Genomic DNA, 17528 nt, shown 5'->3' with positions numbered 1-17528 from the left:
ATTTCTTTCGATTAGTAAATTACTAAAATTATGGAAAAAGTAAGTAATGTCAATTAGATAAGCAATTAAATGATAAATCAGGTAAGAATCAGAGGAGGAAATATGATGGTAAACGTAACAGTATGGAATGAAAATCGTCATGAACAAAAGAACCCAGTCGTGCGCGACATTTATCCTGAAGGCATTCATGGTGCTATTGCAAATTTCTTAAAGGAAGATCAAGTGCAAGTGAAAACAGCAACACTTGATGACCCAGAGCATGGCTTGACAGAGGAAGTACTCAACTCAACCGACGTCTTAATCTGGTGGGGACATTTGGCTCATAATGAAGTTGATGATGTGATTGTTGAAAAAGTAAAACAGAGAGTGCTTGAAGGGATGGGGCTTATCGTCCTTCATTCAGGACATTTCTCGAAAATTTTTAAGACATTAATGGGAACGACTTGTGATTTGAAATGGCGTGAAGCAAATGATAAAGAACGTTTATGGATTATAGACCCAAGTCACCCTATTGTAGAGGGCATCGGTGAGTTCATTGAACTAGAAGAAGAAGAAATGTATGGAGAGCATTTCGATATTCCAGCCCCAGATCAATTGATTATGATGAGTTGGTTTAGTGGTGGAGAAGTATTTAGAAGCGGTTGTACGTATCAAAGAGGGAAAGGGAAGATCTTCTACTTCCGTCCTGGACATGAGACGTATCCAACGTACCATAACGAAGAAATACAAAAAGTTATCAAGAATGCTGTTAAGTGGGCTAAGCCAACAGTTCGAAACATGCCAGTTTACGGAAATGCAAAACCGTTAGAAAATATTTAATTAATAATTTAATCAATAGGGGGAATTGTACATGAGTAAATTAAAAGTTGGGGTTATTGGTTGTGGAAGTATTGCAAAGCATCGTCATTTACCGGAGTATGCAAATAATTCTGAGGTAGAAATTGTAGCTGTTTGTGACATCGTAGAAGATCGAGTCCATGAATTAGCAAAAGTTTATAGTGCTAAGGCTTATACAAATTACGAAGAGTTACTTTCAAATCCAGATGTCGATGCAATAAGTGTTTGTACACCAAACTACTTACATGCTCCTATCTCAATTGCTGCGTTGAAAGCAGGAAAGCATGTTCTTTGTGAAAAGCCAATGGCGACTTCACGTGAAGATGCGGAAAAAATGATTGAAGCTTCAGAAGAAAATAATAAAAAATTAATGATTGCCCATAACCAACGTTTTGTTCCTTCACATCAAAAGGCAAGACAATTAATTGGGTCAGGTGAAGTAGGGAAGATTTATAGCTTCCGTACAGCATTTGGCCATGGTGGTCCTGAAGGCTGGAGTGCAGATGGAAGTGAGAGCTGGTTCTTTAAAAAGGAAGAAGCATTTATAGGTGCCATGGGTGACCTCGGTGTTCATAAAACCGATTTGTTACGTTTTGTTCTTGGAGAAGAATTTGTAGAAGTAGGCGCATTTATTGAAACAAGCGCAAAGCAAAACGCAGATGTCGATGATACAGCTGTATGTGTGTTAAAAACGGAAAGTGGAATTATCGGTACATTAGCAGCAAGTTGGTCTTATGTAGCGAAAGAAGACAACTCAACGATCATTTATGGGGAAAAAGCGATTTTGCGTTTAGAAGATGATCCTGTTAACTCTCTAATCGTTCAATATAAAAATGGTGAAGTCGTAAAGTATGAGCTAGGCGGTATTCAAACAAACGAAGCTGGTGGTCAAAACAATACACAAGTAATTGATCAGTTTGTGAGTGCGATCTTACAAGACACGGACGTTCCTGTCTCAGGTGAAGAAGGGATGAAATCACTTCAAGTGGTGTTATCAGCGTTAGAGTCAAATGAAACGAAACGAATTACTAGCTTGTAATTGAGGGAGCATGTTATGCAAAAACTTAGAATGGGAATCATTGGAGCAGGTGGAATTGCTCAGGATCGTCATATCCCTGCCTATCAACTTATTTCAGACAGAGTCTCAATAGAAGCTGCTTGTGATGTGAATCTTGATACGGCAAAAGCAGCTGCTGAAAAGTTTGGCATTCCTAAAGTCTATACTGACTACTGGGACCTTTTTAGTGAAGTAGATGCTGTTACCATTTGTACGCCAAATAAGTTTCATGCCGAAATTACCATTGCAGCACTTGAAGCAGGTGTTCATGTCCTTTGTGAAAAGCCAATGGCTATGAGTACGGATGAATGCACTTCTATGATTGAAGCAGCAAATGAGTCAGGAAAAGTTCTTTCTATTGGTTATCACTATCGCTTTATGAAAGAATCACAGGCTGCAAAAAAGGTCATCTTAGAGCAGGAAATTGGTGAACCGATTGTAGCAAGAGCACAAGCGTTAAGAAGGCGAAAGGTTCCGGGCTGGGGTGTATTTACAAATAAAGAACTCCAGGGTGGCGGGAGTTTGATAGACTGGGGCTGTCACTTTTTAGATTTGTCGCTTTGGCTGCTAGGCAATCCGAAGCCAGTACAGGTGATGGGGAAAGCCTATAACCATCTTAGTAAGATGCCTAATCAAGTGAATGAGTGGGGAAGCTTTGATCATGAAACATTTGATGTAGATGATCATGTTACAGCCTTTATTACATTTGAAAATGGTGCATCCATGTTATTTGAAACATCATGGGCAGCAAATATTAAAGAAGATGTAGAAAGTGTTAGTATTTCAGGTATACAAGGGGGCATTGACTTGTTTCCGTTTGAACTTAATCAGGCCAAACATGGGATGCTCCTAAATAGTCAACCAAACTGGATTTCAGGCGAAGACAATCCAGGACTCGTACAAGTAAGAAATTTCGTAGACACGTGTTTAGGTATGGATGAGCTTATTGTAAAGCCAGAGGAAGCGATGCAAGTGTCTCAAATTATAGACGCAATATACAAGAGCAATGAAACAGGTCAAAGTGTAAAGATAGAAAATAGGGAGGACTTTGTATGAAAGTAGGCGTATTTACTGTATTGTTTTCTCAAAAGAAATTTGAAGAAATGCTAGATTATGTCAAGGATGCTGGAGTAAAAGCTGTAGAAATTGGCACGGGGGGCTATCCTGGAAACGCTCATTGTGATATAGATAACCTTCTAGAAAGTGAAGAGTTACGTAAAGAATATATGGAGAAGGTAACGTCACGCGGTTTAGAGATTAGTGCGTTCAGTTGCCATGGGAATCCAATTTCTCCAGATGAGGCTTTTGCAAAGGAATCACATGAGGCTTTGGTAAAAACAATTAAGCTAGCTAGCTTAATGGGAGTGCCTGTTGTTAACTGTTTCTCTGGTACGGCTGGAGATCATGATGGAGCAAAGTATCCAAACTGGCCTGTCACTCCTTGGCCAAATGAATATGGCGATATTTTAAAGTGGCAATGGGAAGAAAAACTCATTCCTTATTGGAAGGAATGGGGGCAGTTTGCGAAGGATCATAATGTAAAGATTGGGTTAGAGCTTCATGGCGGCTTTTTAGTTCATACTCCATACACGTTATTAAAGTTAAGAGAAGAAACATGTGATGCGATTGGAGCAAACCTTGATCCAAGTCATTTATGGTGGCAAGGAATCGATCCTGTTGCCGCTATCAAAATTTTAGGGAAAGAAAATGCTATTCATCACTTTCATGCAAAAGACACATATATTGATCAGGATAATGTTAATATGTATGGACTAATCGATATGCAGCCATACGGAGAAGTCCAAACGAGAGCTTGGACGTTTAGATCTGTTGGTTGTGGTCATAGTGTTCAAGAGTGGTCAGATATGATAAGTGCCCTTAGAACGTATGGCTATGATTATGTAGTAAGTATTGAGCACGAAGATCCAATTATGTCAATTGAAGAAGGATTTGCAAGAGCGGTTAAAAACCTTAACTCAGTCGTAATTGAAGAAAAGCCATCTGATATGTGGTGGGTGTAAACTTAATTTATAGGCAAAAGGATACCGGAACGGTGTCCTTTTGCCAATTAAAATAATTGATTAAAGAGTTATCTAAAAATTCATCGTTATGTGATAGGATAATAGTATTCGTTTACATAACAAAAAATTAAAATAAGGATGGGTACATGTGGAAAATAAATGGCTTGTTGGTGTAGATATTGGTGGTACGACAATTAAAATGGCGTTCTTAAATCAGGATGGAGAAATTGTTTCAAAATGGGAAAATGATACAGATACGAATCAAAATGGACAACAAATTCCTAGCGATATAGCAAGGTCGATTGAGGAAAAATTAGTAGAGTTAAACCAATCGAAAAGTAATTTGGCAGGGATAGGAATCGGTGCGCCTGGGCCGGTTAACTTTGCGACTGGAGCAATTGAAGTAGCTGTAAATTTAGGGTGGAAGGACTTCCCACTTAAAAACCTTCTGGAGAAGGAGAGTGGCTTACCAGTTGTTGTTGACAATGATGCAAATCTTGCAGCTTTAGGAGAAATGTGGACAGGTGCTGGAGAAGGTGCGAATGATTTAATCTTTGTTACATTAGGAACAGGAGTTGGAGGAGGTATCATCTCTAATGGGAAAATCGTTCATGGAATGAACGGAGCTGGAGGAGAGATTGGGCATATTACATCGATTATCGAAGGTGGCGCCCGTTGTAACTGTGGAAAAGATGGCTGTCTAGAAACGATTGCTTCTGCTACAGGTATTGTTCGTCTAGCAATAGAAGCATTACAAGAAACGGATACATCTAGTCAACTTAGAGATTATTACGAAGAACATAAAACAGTAACGGCTAAACTCGTTCTGGATGCTGCAAAAGAAAATGATGAAATTGCAAAGCGAGTAATGGAACAAGTCACTTTATATCTAGGACTTGCTTTAGCTAATTTAGCAAACGGTCTTAACCCAGAGAAGATTGTCATTGGAGGAGGGGTATCAAGGGCTGGAGAAACGTTATTAGCACCAATTAAAGAACAATTCTCACGTTTTGCGTTTCCAAAAGTGTTAGAAGGTGCCGAGTTGACGATTGCAACACTTGGAAATGATGCAGGTGTAATAGGTGGAGCTTGGTTAGCAAAAACGAAATTAACATAAGTAATATAATAGACATAAATCCCCTTAACATTTCGTTAAGGGGATTTGATGTATTTATTTTATTTAATTCTTAATTCACTTTCAATATCAAAGAAATGTACTTTGTTCATATCGAATGCTAGATCAACTTTTTGTCCCATCTTTACATCAGAACGAGCATCGATACGAGCGATAAAGTCTTGACCATCAACTTTAGAATAAAGGTATGATTCCGCACCTAATAACTCAGATACATCAACAGTTGCTGTCAACTTTGACTCAGGAGATGATTCTAGGAATAGAAGTTCATCATGGATGTCCTCAGGACGAACTCCAAGGATTACTTCTTTATTAATATAGTTTCTTTCTTTTAACGTTTTTAACTTCCCTTCAGGAACTTTTACTTGTACGTCTCCCATTTTAAAGAAACCATCAGCAGTAAGTGAACCCTTGAAGAAGTTCATTGCCGGAGATCCGATAAATCCACCAACAAAGACATTATCTGGATTGTCATATACTTCTTTTGGTGTACCAACTTGCTGAATGATTCCGTCTTTCATAATAACGATTCGAGACGCCATTGTCATCGCTTCAGTTTGGTCATGTGTTACATAAATTGTTGTTGTTTGTAGGCGTTTGTGTAATTTCGTGATTTCGGCACGCATTTGTACACGAAGCTTAGCATCTAAGTTTGATAACGGCTCATCCATTAAGAATACTTGAGGGTCACGGACAATTGCTCGTCCTAAAGCAACACGTTGACGCTGACCACCGGACATTGCTTTTGGCTTACGATCTAGCATTTCTGTTAAGCCTAGAATTTTAGCTGCATCTTTTACTCTTCTATCAATTTCCTCCTTTTTAAATTTACGTAGTTTTAAACCAAACGCCATATTATCATATACATTCATATGAGGGTAAAGAGCGTAGTTTTGGAATACCATTGCGATATCACGGTCTTTTGGAGCTACATCATTTACGCGACGATCGCCGATATATAGGTCCCCTTTAGAGATATCCTCAAGTCCAGCAATCATACGTAACGTTGTAGATTTACCACAACCTGATGGTCCGACGAATACGACAAACTCTTTATCTTGAATATGCAAATTGAAATCAGTAACAGCAGTTACATCCCCATCATAAATCTTGTAAACGTTATCTAATCTAATTTCACCCATGTCAATCTCTCCTTTGAATATCTTTAATATAGATAAAGTGTAACGTTTGTAACCGTTTTCGTATACGGTAAAAGTGCATAAAAAAGAATGCATTGCTTTTGTGCACAATGCATTAATGGATGTTTTTTTCTATTAATAGTGAAAGATAGATGGAAACAGCGCTTCGAAAATGTCGAATATCAATTCCGGTTTTTTCAATGAATTTATCAACCCGATATTGTAATGTATTTCGATGTAAATATAGTTTTTTAGCAGCGAGAGAGACATTCATATTGCAATCCAAATAGACTTTGATAGTTTGAATTAAATCAGGATCCTCTATAACTTGTTTTAATGTCTGCTCTCTAATCTTGACTAAAGTGTCAGGACGAGCTTCTCCAATAAGCATGAAAGGAAGTACTTCTTCTCCTTTATATACCCTTTTTTTGTAAAGCTGTTTAATCGTTTGGAAATTAGATTGTTCCCAATAAAAGCGAGTATTTGCCTCAGCTATTGTTACATTGCTAATTCCTATATACATCACGATCTCTAAAAAAAAGTCACTGATGATGTTATCAACAATAGATTCAAATAAATTCTCAATTGTATCTGTCATTTTTGGATCGAGATCAATGATCACTCCTGATGATTCGTTTTCCCATAGAATGATTGTTTTTGAAGGAAACATATTTCTTATGGCCTCTGTAAATGCTTCCCGCTCTTGAAGTTCATCTTTTAATTGAAAGTATATAAAGCGGAACGTTTCACCGTTATGACGTTCTGGTTTGGCTTCACTTCCTTTAAATAGTATGGATGACCAATATTCCTCTTCAGGAGTTCTAGGGGAAAATTCTTTTTGTTTCGGTATAGGAGTTAGGAAAATATTTAATAGGTCAAGTTCTTTTTCATGCATAAGGTCTATTGGAAAACCAATCGTTACGTTATCGGGTGTTTTGAACCAATAAAAGTTGTCATCGTATGTAATGTGATCATGACCGACGATGAAGATATCTCCAAAATGAGCTTTAAGCTTGTCTAACATGAATGATCAAATTCCTTTCAAGGTTTAACTTGAAATAAGTATAACAATCTTACAGAACAATATAAAGATAACATAAGCATTCCACTATAAGTGAGAAGAAAGAAATGATATAGATATATTCAAATGAAAAAGCGCTTTTCTATAGTTAGGCACTAAAAAATAAAAATTAAGAGACCACTGAAAAGGTAAAAACCGTACCTTTTTCAGTGCCTCCCAATTAACCTTAATTCAGTGCCGTTCTCAAAATCAGCCTTTATATTTTGGCTTTGAAAAAAATTACTTACACCAACTTACACCTAGGATAATAAGCAATATGACCAGCACTACAATTAGTGCGAAGCCAAAGCCAAATCCTGGGCGGGGTGTTGGGGGACAACAATATCCACTGTACCCGCCATATCCGCCGTACCATGGACTATAGTAACCCATAACTCACACCACCTTTCAGGAGGGTTACTACACACTATGCATTTGTACTAACTTTAGAGCTAGGTAAGAGTGGAATTTAATAAATATTATTGCTTAACGTAAAAAGGGTGGTTTTCCCTTTTTCAGTGGCTTCTTAAAATAGTTTTGCTAGTATTTTTAGTTCCTTTCATTTGTTTGAACTTTCTATGTATGATACTCTTTTTTGGAAAACTCTACCGCACAATAAAAAATAGGAGAGAAATGATATGTTAGAAAAAGACAAGATAAAAAAGCAGATTTTAGATGCGTTTCAGTTTAGACACGCAACAAAAGTATTCGATCCGGATAAAGTTATTTCCGAGGATGACTTTCAATTCATATTAGAAACAGGAAGACTATCTCCAAGTTCCATTGGACTTGAACCTTGGAAGTTTGTCGTCGTGCAAAATAAAGAGATGAGAGAAAAGTTAAGAGAAATCGCTTGGGGAGCTGGTGGTCAATTACCGACAGCTAGTCATTTTGTTATTATTTTAGCTCGTACAAGTAAAGATGTCAGGTATGACTCTAATTATATTACGGATCATTTTAGATCTGTGAAAAATGCTCCTGAAGAGGTAGTTAAGGAGATTCCGGCGCGCTATCAGAATTTCCAAGAAAATTTTGGGATTTTGGAAAGTGAACGTACTATCTTTGATTGGTCATGTAAACAAACGTATATTGTGTTAGGGAATATGTTAACTGCTGCTGCGCAAATCGGAATTGATTCTTGTCCAATTGAAGGCTTTAATTATAAGCTTGTTCATGAGTTTCTAAAAGATCAAGGCTTGCTAGAAGATGGTCATTTCGACGTCTCGGTTATGGCTGCCTTTGGATATAGAAAGGATGAGCCAAGACCAAAGACTAGAAAAGAATTAAATGACATTGTTACATGGATTAAATAAGGTATGTATTAAAGTATTTGAGAACTACTACTAATTGAATATAGGGTGTCTCAAAAAACAGGAGTGGGGGTGAATCAAAAGGTCAAAATCTTTTGGTTCACCCCTTAATTAATTCTTTCAATTGCGTAAGAATAGCTGTGAAAGCTTCCTCATTATCAACTTCACGGAAAGAAGAGAAAGGGTCTTTTTGTTTTTCTAATCGTTTAATCACTGCTGGTAGTGTAAAAGTCTTCGGGGTTAATGAGTCATTTACTTCATCCCAGTCTAATGGAGTAGCGATGAGTCCTTTTTCGCTCCCGCGAGGGGAATAAGGTGCGACAATGGTTTTGCCTTCATCATGTTGGATGTAATCAAGGTATAGTTTATTGTTTCTGTTTTTCTTCAATCGTTCCGTCGTAAATAAATCGGGTTGCTGCTCACATAAAAACTGGCAAATGAATTGCGTGAAAATCCTAGTCTCGTGATATGTGAAGCGATTTTTTGGCAATGGAATATATACTTGCAATCCCTTCCCTCCAGATGTTTTAACAAAGGAAGTTATAGTAAATTGGTCAAAGATCGCTTTCATTTGCTTTGCTGCAATGATGGCTAAAGAAAACTCGTTAACTGATGGAGGATCTAGGTCAAATACAATTTCTGTTGGTTTGTCTGTATATCGTGTTTGAAAGGGGATATGAAGTTCAAGAGCGAGTTGATTCCCTAACCAAAGGAGAGTTTCGATATCATTACAGACGATATAATTAATATCTTCAACCTGTTCGGTCTTAATAAAGTCAGGTGCATAGTCCGGACAATGCTTTTGATAAAAGCTTTCACCCGTTGCTCCATGTGGATATCTAATAACGGTAAGAAGACGCTCACGTAAAAATGGGAGCAAGTAAGGTGCTGCTTTTTGTAAGTAAAGTAAGTATTCATCTTTTGATACGTCAATCGTTGACCAAATTGGTTTATCTGGATTAGTGATTGTAATATTATCAGGAATAGGATGGAGCTGTCGCTGCATATTGTGCCAAGTGCATTCTGGAGGTTCCTGATTAAGATTAAAAGCATGGAAACGCGGTTCACGCAATTGCTTCCCGTCAAAGTCAATACAAGCAATGTCAACGCAAATAGATGGTGGTAGCTCCCATATATTTAGTCCTCGTTTTGTCCCGTTGTTTTCAAAAAAAGCAAATAATGTTTTTTCTTCATCTTCTGTCAGACCATGCCTAAAAATAACAACCTCTATAAGGTCAGTTCCTTGATAGATAGAACCGTGAAAATAACCGTTGCTTTTATCGAGTTTCGTTAATATAACGGAAACAAAACGATAGTTCTTTATTTTAAGCCAGTTGGAGGTTCGCTTTTCGCTTTCCCACTGACTTGTTGTTCGTTTGGCAACGACTCCTTCTCCATTGTTGGAAACAATTTTATTCCACAAATAGCCTTCTTCAGTGAAAACATCGATTAATTGCAGTCGGCTACTGTTTCTATAATCAACAGAAGTAGGTAACCGTTTTTTAGTAAAAAAACCTTCTAATATTTCTTTTCTTTTTTTTAGAGTTCGGTTAATAAGCAGTTCGCCCTTTAGTCTCATAATGTCAAAAACGATAAAGTGACATGGAAACTCTTTAACGTGTTTTGTGATATTTGATTGATTTTTCATTCGTCCTCGAACTTGAACCGTAGAAAAATGACTCTGTAAATCATTTCTTAAATTCACAAGTTCTCCGTCAAAAGTGAGTGGTATAAAATCTTTAAGTAAAGGATAAATTTCCTCACAATACTTAATAATTTCGGGGAAATGAAGGTTTAATTCTTTTCCATTCCTACTTATTAACTTAGGGATTTCTTCATCCCAATACAATAAACAGCGAAATCCATCATACTTCGTTTCATAAATCCATTCTTCGCCTGTAGGAATATCGGTTGCAGGGGATAATAACATTGGTTTCATAATGTCACCTACTTTGTTATCTAGTTACTATTTAAGCTGTAACAAATGTTAGACAACCATACATAATTGTAGGCAAAAACTTGCATATTAAAAGAAAAAGTAGGTGGTTGTCATGCATACAGTTTGGAAAGGCAGTATTAGTTTTGGTCTTGTTAATATTCCGATTAAACTTCACACTGCAACAGAGAATAAAGATATTAAATTGCGACAAATACACAAAGAGTGTCATACCCCTATCAGCTATCAAAAGGTGTGTCCAGGTTGTGATAAAAAAGTGAAGAATGAGGATATTGTTAAAGCATATGAATATGCAAAAAACAAATTTGTTGTATTAGATGATGAGGAACTTGAAAAGTTAAAAAAGGAAAATGAAGATAAGGCAGTTGAGATTATTGACTTTGTGAAACTAGAAGAGATTGATCCAATTTATTTTGAAAAAAGCTATTTCATTGCCCCTGATAATGGTGGGGGAAAAGCATATTCATTGTTACGCAAGGCATTAACAGAATCAGGAAAGATAGGGATCGCAAAAATCATCATCAGATCAAAGGAGCAATTAGCTGTTGTACGTGTATATAAAGATACTCTTTTAATGGAAACGATCCATTTCCCTGATGAAGTGCGTAATGTACAAGATGTTCCGAATGTACCTTCAGAACAATTAGTTGAACAAAAGGAACTTGATACAGCACTTATGCTTGTTGAGCAATTAACAACATCATTTGAACCTGAAAAATATAAAGATGAGTATCGAACAGCACTAATGGAATTAATTGAAGAAAAGAAATCAGGGAAGGAAACGGTTACAGCGATAGAAAAAGAACCAGCCGCCGCCGCATCGAATGTTACAGATTTAATGTCTGCTCTTCAAGCTTCTCTTGATAAAACAAAAACGAAGAAGCCAACAACAAGAAAGAAGAAAGCACCAGCCAAGAAAAAAGCAGTTGAACCAGCAACAAGCGCAAGAAAGAATGCCTAAGCGAAAAAGAGAATTAGGGAAGTCATTTAAAGAGATCATGTTAGAGACCACTGAAAAGGGTACGGTTTTCACCTTTTTTTCAGTGGTCTCTCGTGTTTATCTTTATTAGTGACTCCTTTTTTAGAAGTTCTAGAACAACGTTGTGGCAGAAGTAAAGCTCCTATTTTCTATAGAACTACTATGTTTTATATAGTAAACTATTAGGTATGATCAAAAAAAGTCAGGAGTAGGTTGTTAAAACGATGAAATTAATTACAAAGCTTATCATTGGGTTGGGCTCAATACTTGGGATTATTATTATCTTGAGTACGACCGTTTTCTACACGTTAACTGAACAAAATACGAGCATGCGTAAAATTGTGACAGAAGACCATCAAAAGATTGTACTAGCACAAAAGCTAAACTATGAAACAAATACGATAGCCAGGGAAATGAGAGAGCTCTTGCTAATGGACTCAAATGCTGAAGTAACAGAAAAGATCACGATTATTAATGAAGCTTTAGATAATCAAGTAACGATATTAGATTCCCTCCAACAAATAAGTTCATTAAATGAAGAAGAACGGTCTTCGATTATGTCTATCTACCAAACTAGAAATGATTATAATGATATGGTTCAAACGGTTTTATCTTTGGTTTCAACTGATGATTATATAGTGGCAACAAATTATTTAATAAACGAAAATGAACAATTACGCAGAGGTATGATAGAAGAAGTCGACTTATTTGCAGAACAAGAACAGCTACTTCTGATAGATAGACTAACTGATTCAGAAGCTGATTACCGTAGTGCGATTACATATTTAGTTATCCTAACAATTATTTCGTTAGGAGTTGTTGCGACTATTACATATTCGATTGTTAAAAATATATCTTCTAGCATTAACAGTGTACGCAAAGTAATAACGAGTGTAAGGAGTCATCCTTTAGATAGGCTCCCTCGAATTGAAGTGAAGTCAAAAGATGAAATCGGCGAAATAGCCATTGCCTATAACAATATGGCAGATTCTCTGGAAATCGTAACAAAGCAAGAAAAGGAAATTGCAGAATCGTTAAAAGAAGAGAACTGGATTAAATCAAGATACGCCGAAATTGCAATGAAGTTTCAAGGTATCAAAGACTTAAATGAGTTTGGTACAGTCTTTATGACGAATATTGCACAATTTGTAAGAGCTACTTATGGAGTTATTTATGTAAGAAGGGAAGGAAATACGTTATCGAAAATTTCCTCATACGCTTCGGATGGTAGTACTATTGGCAAGGGAAAAATACACTTAGGCCAAGGGTTAGTCGGACAATGTGCCGCTGATAAGAAACTGATGATTTTTGATCATCTTCCGAACGGGTATGTGTCGACAACATCTGGTTTAGGAGAAGCTGCCCCAACTTCTCTTATTCTTTTACCTATTGAATTTGATCAAGAGGTTGTTGGTGTTTTAGAATTAGCTAAATTTGAGCCGTTTACTCAATCTGAAGTCAGAATTCTTGAGCAGCTAAGTCAATCATCTGGATCGAGCATTGAACGGATATTAGATCATATGAAGATTGAGGAGCTGCTTACTGAATCACAAAATCAATCAGAAGAGTTGCAAACTCAATCAGAGGAGCTTCAACAACAGCAAGAAGAGCTTCGCTTAATTAATGAACAATTGCACGAACAATTTAAACAATCCGATGAGAAAAAGCAGGAGCTTGAATTGACTAAAAAGGATTTAGAAGAAAAAAATCGAAATATTAAACTCGGGTCAAGGTATAAGTCAGAGTTTTTAGCAAATATGTCGCATGAGCTCAGAACGCCTTTAAATAGCATGTTGATTTTATCACAAATGCTAGCGGAAAATGTAAATGGTAATTTAACAAATAAGCAGGTAGAACATGCATTAACGATTTATTCATCAGGACAAGATTTGCTAGATTTGATCAATGATATATTAGATTTGTCTAAGATTGAATCCGGCAAAATCGATGTGTTCCCAGAGGAAGTGTTAATTAGTGACGTCAAAGCATTTGTTCAGAGACAGTTCGCACCAATTTCTACTCAAAAAGGTATAGATTTCAACATCGTAATTGAACCGAATACTCCAGCGATTCTCTTTACAGATGACCAAAGGTTAAAACAAATACTTAAAAATTTATTATCGAATGCTTTCAAATTTACTAGCGATGGCAAAGTAGAGCTTCATTTTAAAAAAGGGAAGGAAGCAGATGGGGTAAAAGTTGCCTTTTCGGTTTGTGATACAGGGATTGGAATTGATCCCAATAAGCAGCAAAGCATATTTGAGGCGTTCTATCAAGAGGATGGTACGATTACTCGTAAATATGGCGGTACAGGACTCGGATTATCAATAAGCAGAGAGCTTTCAGAGTTGTTAGGTGGTTATATTGAAGTAGAAAGCACAGAAGGTGAAGGTAGTATTTTTACTTTGTACCTACCTGATTATCACCAACAACCTGAGCTGAATGAAACGATTATTGATGAAGTGGCAGGGACAATCGAGGAAGAGACCGTCATAGTAGATGAAGCTATTGAGGAATCAGATGATATGCTTACGGTGGAAAAGGAACAGGGACAGGATATGACAAAAGAACAGTTACAAAATAAAACGGTTCTTATTGTTGACGATGATATGCGGAATGTTTTTTCGCTCACTGCAGCTTTAGAAATGCACAATATGAATGTCATTTTTGCTGAAAATGGAATTGACGCTATCGAGGCCTTGTCAGAATATGAGGAAGTTGATATCGTCTTAATGGATATCATGATGCCTGAGATGAATGGATATGAAGCGATGCAAGAGATTCGTAAAAATGAAAAATGGTCCCAGTTGCCTATTTTAGCATTAACTGCAAAAGCAATGAAGAATGACCGAGATAAATGCATTAAAGCAGGGGCTTCAGATTATATTAGCAAACCTGTAAACATGGAACAACTTCTTTCGCTAATGAAGGTTTGGCTCCATAAGTAGTTTAGAAGAGATGGTGAGTGCCGATGATTGATTCGTCTTTAATCCAAACTCATGAGGAACGACTGAATGAGATAGAGAGAACAGAAATTGAATTATTACTTGAAGGAATTTATCAAACGTACGGATATGATTTTCGAAATTATGCCTATTCATCTATTAAAAGAAGGATATGGTACCGTGCTAAAATTGAGGATGTTAAGACCATTTCAGAATTTCAGGCAAAAGTGTTGTATCAACCTGAATTGATGAAACAATTGTTACGTGATTTCTCTATTAATGTAACAGAAATGTTTCGGGATCCAAGTTTCTTTAAAACATTTCGTACAGAAATTGTACCGGTTTTACGAAACTTACCTTATATTCGTATTTGGCATGCAGGTTGTTCATCAGGAGAAGAAGTATATTCTATGGCTATTGTTTTGTTTGAAGAAGGGCTTCTTGAAAAAACAAAGATTTATGCTACCGATATGGATGAGGAAATTATTGAGAAGGCAAAGCTTGGCAAGGTATCACTTGAACACATGAAGTTATACACGAAGAATTACCATCAAGCAGGAGGAAAGAAGGAATTCTCGGAATACTATTCTGTGTGTGATAATGAGGTAGTGTTTCATTCTTTCCTTATTGAAAATATTGTCTTTGCTCACCATAATCTAGTAACTGATTATTCCTTTAATGAGTTTCACATGATTGTTTGTAGAAACGTACTTATTTATTTTAATAAGAAACTAACTAATCGAGTGTATTCTCTCTTTTATGATAGTTTAAGTGAAAATGGTTATTTAGGTCTTGGCTCTAAAGAGTCGATTAGCATGTACCGTTCAGCAGAATTATACGAAGAAGTAAATTCTGCTGAGAAAATATATATTAAAAAATCAGAAGTAAATTAGAGAGGTAACGTTATGTCTGCTCACGAAAAGGTTGCAATACTAATGGTTGATGATCGACTAGAAAACCTCATGGCTTTAGAGGCTGTGTTAGACTCTAAACACTATTTATTAGTAAGCGCAAAGTCAGGGGAAGAAGCTTTAAAGAAAGTATTACAATATGATTTTGCGGTAATTCTATTAGACGTTCAAATGCCAGGTTTAAATGGATTTGAGACGGCAGAAATCATTAAACAAAGAAAAAGTTCATGCCATATTCCGATCATATTTATAACCGCATTAAGTAAAGCGAATGAACATGTTTCAACGGGTTACTTAACCGGAGCTATTGATTACATATTCAAACCATTTAATCCGATTATTCTGCGAAGCAAAGTCGAAGCATTTGTGCAAATTTTTCGAAAACAACAAGAAATTGAGGAAAAGAATTCTCAATTAGAAAAACAGTCTGCAGAATTGCAAGAAAAGCAAAATAACCTTGAAAATATTGTTATTGAAAAAACAAAGGAATTGCTAAAAGCGAATGAGGAACTTAAGGTGTCTCACGAACGATTCCAAAAGATATTTCAACTTAGTCCTAATTTAATGGCCATTCGTTCATTAGCTGATCAACGATATGTTGATGTAAATCAAAGTTGGATTCAGTTTTCTGGGTATCACTTCGAGGAGCTTGCTGCATTAACTAATGACGTACTAGCCATTCATTCGGATACTAGGGAGCAAAATGTTACGGGGACAAGCCCGAAAGATTTACAAGTAGGTATATATAATAAAGAAATTACATATGTGACAAAACAGGGAGCAAGGCGAGAAGGATTGCTTTCAACAGAAACAGCAACAATCAATGGTGAGCCTTGTATCATCAGCACTATTACAGATATAACAGAACTGGTCGATTTAGAAAAAGAGGTTTCCCGCTTAGATCGATTAAATCTAGTAGGAGAAATGGCAGCAGGAATTGCTCATGAAATACGTAATCCGATGACGACCGTACTAGGTTTTCTTCAGTTAGCCAAAAATCAGAGTCATCATCCACAGCCAGAGGAATACATTAATTTGATGATTGATGAGCTGCACCGGGCAAACGGAATCATTACAGAGTTTCTGACGTTAGCAAAAGATAAAGCAAATAATCGAAAGAAAAAAGACTTAAATGAAATTGTAAAGACATTGCATCCTTTACTAAGAGCAGAAGCACTGATGAATAACAAAGTGGTTTTATTAGAACTAACAGAATGTCCATTGCTTTATTTAGATGAAAAAGAAATTAGACAGTTAATTTTAAATATAGGGTTAAATGGTTTAGAGGCAATGGAAGCAAACGGGACATTGACATTAAAGACATACATAAGTAATGAAAACGTTATTCTAGAAATTGCAGACACTGGTCCTGGAATTAAGAAGGAGGTATTGGAAAATATCGGTACACCTTTTTTTACGACAAAAGATGAAGGGACAGGACTAGGCTTAGCTATTTGTTATAGTATTGCCTCACGTCATTGTGCCAATATAGACGTGAAAACAAGTGAAAAAGGAACTTCTTTTATTATTTCTTTTCAGCAGACATCAATAGAGACACCGCAAGTTACAAATAGACTTTCTTAAAAAATCAAAATTTACGTTTACATAAAGTGCAAACAGGGTATGGGAATATAAAACACCATTGCAGGAGGTATGTGCTAATGAATGGAGATGTTAAATATCCAAGTTTAAGGCGCTCTGTTGAAAAAAACTTAACTAGAAAAACAGATGAAAAAGAAAGACGCTTCATGAAATGGTTGATAAATAAAGCAAATAATAGCAAGATGAATAAAGGAACATTGTAAAAATGAAAGATTCGATTGGTTGCATACAGGTCCCAATTTTTCTCATTATATTTTATCATCGTTGACAAATACTAACGGAGAAGGAGGGGGTTATGTTGGCTAATCAGAAGGATAAAAATTCAGTAAAGTCATCAGGTGACGTCGCAGAGAATTCATATCAACCTTCCGATTATAAAAGTACAGAGGAAGTTGAACAAGGATTAGCGGCAACGCATGAGCAAGTAAGTGATGCTTATGTTGAAGGCACGATTGATGGTCAAATTGATAATTATGAGGGACAAGATTTAGATCTTTCAAAAGAGGGTTATCAAAAAGATGTGTTTAAAGAAAAGTAAATAATAAAGCTGGAGGTGTCTTAGAGGTGGAACCTAG

General features: G+C 36.4%; 16 protein-coding genes. 12 read left to right on the top strand and 4 right to left on the bottom strand.

The window, feature by feature from the left end:
- Nucleotides 1-105: 105 nt before the first annotated feature.
- From SAY88_RS06570 to SAY88_RS06550, 5 genes are all read left to right on the top strand, one after another.
- Nucleotides 106-819 carry a ThuA domain-containing protein gene (locus tag SAY88_RS06570; protein ID WP_332630517.1) on the top strand — a complete coding sequence of 238 codons (714 nt, stop codon included), beginning with the start codon at nt 106-108 and terminating at the stop codon, nt 817-819.
- 31 nt (nt 820-850) lie between these two features.
- Nucleotides 851-1876, top strand: coding sequence for a Gfo/Idh/MocA family protein (locus SAY88_RS06565; RefSeq protein ID WP_332630356.1), 1026 nt, complete (start codon nt 851-853; stop codon nt 1874-1876).
- A 15-nt stretch (nt 1877-1891) separates the two neighbouring features.
- Nucleotides 1892-2950 (top strand): Gfo/Idh/MocA family protein, encoded by a 1059-nt coding sequence (locus tag SAY88_RS06560; protein WP_332630355.1) that lies wholly within the window; start codon nt 1892-1894, stop codon nt 2948-2950.
- Nucleotides 2947-3915 carry a sugar phosphate isomerase/epimerase family protein gene (locus SAY88_RS06555; RefSeq protein WP_250095191.1) on the top strand — a complete coding sequence of 323 codons (969 nt, stop codon included), beginning with the start codon at nt 2947-2949 and terminating at the stop codon, nt 3913-3915. The genes SAY88_RS06560 and SAY88_RS06555 overlap by 4 nt, the downstream gene beginning before the upstream one ends.
- Nucleotides 3916-4063: 148 nt before the next feature.
- Entirely contained in the window at nt 4064-5032 is a 969-nt protein-coding gene (locus SAY88_RS06550) for an ROK family glucokinase (protein WP_332630352.1), read from the top strand.
- Nucleotides 5033-5091: 59 nt separating this feature from the next.
- On the opposite strand, the gene SAY88_RS06545 is transcribed toward SAY88_RS06550, so the two are convergent.
- From SAY88_RS06545 to SAY88_RS06535, 3 genes are all read right to left on the bottom strand, one after another.
- Nucleotides 5092-6192 (bottom strand): ABC transporter ATP-binding protein, encoded by a 1101-nt coding sequence (locus tag SAY88_RS06545; protein ID WP_332630350.1) that lies wholly within the window; start codon nt 6190-6192, stop codon nt 5092-5094.
- 112 nt (nt 6193-6304) lie between these two features.
- On the bottom strand, nt 6305-7213 hold the full coding sequence (locus SAY88_RS06540) for a PucR family transcriptional regulator (protein WP_332630348.1): 909 nt from the start codon (nt 7211-7213) through the stop codon (nt 6305-6307).
- A gap of 276 nt (nt 7214-7489) precedes the next feature.
- Entirely contained in the window at nt 7490-7642 is a 153-nt protein-coding gene (locus SAY88_RS06535; RefSeq protein ID WP_332630346.1) for a YjcZ family sporulation protein, read from the bottom strand.
- Nucleotides 7643-7887: 245 nt separating this feature from the next.
- Here SAY88_RS06535 and SAY88_RS06530 point away from each other — a divergent pair, with 245 nt between their 5' ends.
- Nucleotides 7888-8562: an NAD(P)H-dependent oxidoreductase gene (locus tag SAY88_RS06530; RefSeq protein WP_332630344.1), complete on the top strand. Its 675-nt coding sequence runs from the start codon at nt 7888-7890 to the stop codon at nt 8560-8562.
- A 97-nt stretch (nt 8563-8659) separates the two neighbouring features.
- Here the strand turns inward: SAY88_RS06530 and SAY88_RS06525 are convergent, their stop codons facing one another.
- The gene (locus tag SAY88_RS06525; protein WP_332630342.1) at nt 8660-10498 is read right to left on the bottom strand and encodes a DNA ligase D; all 1839 of its coding nucleotides are present in this window, start codon (nt 10496-10498) and stop codon (nt 8660-8662) included.
- A 112-nt stretch (nt 10499-10610) separates the two neighbouring features.
- On the opposite strand from SAY88_RS06525, the gene ku reads away from it, so the two are divergent.
- The 6 genes from ku to SAY88_RS06495 all read left to right on the top strand — a co-directional run bounded on the left by ku (nt 10611) and on the right by SAY88_RS06495 (nt 17491).
- Nucleotides 10611-11477, top strand: a complete 867-nt coding sequence (gene ku / locus SAY88_RS06520; RefSeq protein WP_332630341.1) for a non-homologous end joining protein Ku — start codon at nt 10611-10613, stop codon at nt 11475-11477.
- A 242-nt stretch (nt 11478-11719) separates the two neighbouring features.
- Nucleotides 11720-14443 carry an ATP-binding protein gene (locus SAY88_RS06515; protein WP_332630340.1) on the top strand — a complete coding sequence of 908 codons (2724 nt, stop codon included), beginning with the start codon at nt 11720-11722 and terminating at the stop codon, nt 14441-14443.
- 23 nt (nt 14444-14466) lie between these two features.
- Nucleotides 14467-15333 (top strand): CheR family methyltransferase, encoded by an 867-nt coding sequence (locus tag SAY88_RS06510; RefSeq protein WP_332630338.1) that lies wholly within the window; start codon nt 14467-14469, stop codon nt 15331-15333.
- Nucleotides 15334-15345: 12 nt separating this feature from the next.
- The gene (locus SAY88_RS06505) at nt 15346-16935 is read left to right on the top strand and encodes a response regulator (protein ID WP_332630337.1); all 1590 of its coding nucleotides are present in this window, start codon (nt 15346-15348) and stop codon (nt 16933-16935) included.
- A gap of 77 nt (nt 16936-17012) precedes the next feature.
- Nucleotides 17013-17156: a hypothetical protein gene (locus tag SAY88_RS06500; protein ID WP_332630336.1), complete on the top strand. Its 144-nt coding sequence runs from the start codon at nt 17013-17015 to the stop codon at nt 17154-17156.
- Nucleotides 17157-17248: 92 nt separating this feature from the next.
- On the top strand, nt 17249-17491 hold the full coding sequence (locus tag SAY88_RS06495) for a YozQ family protein (RefSeq protein WP_332630334.1): 243 nt from the start codon (nt 17249-17251) through the stop codon (nt 17489-17491).
- Nucleotides 17492-17528: the final 37 nt, after the last annotated feature.

Source organism: Halalkalibacter flavus (assembly GCF_036663575.1).
GTDB classification, from domain to species: Bacteria; Bacillota; Bacilli; order Bacillales; family Bacillaceae_D; genus Halalkalibacter; species Halalkalibacter flavus.
This window is presented reverse-complemented; position numbering and strand designations above follow the sequence as displayed.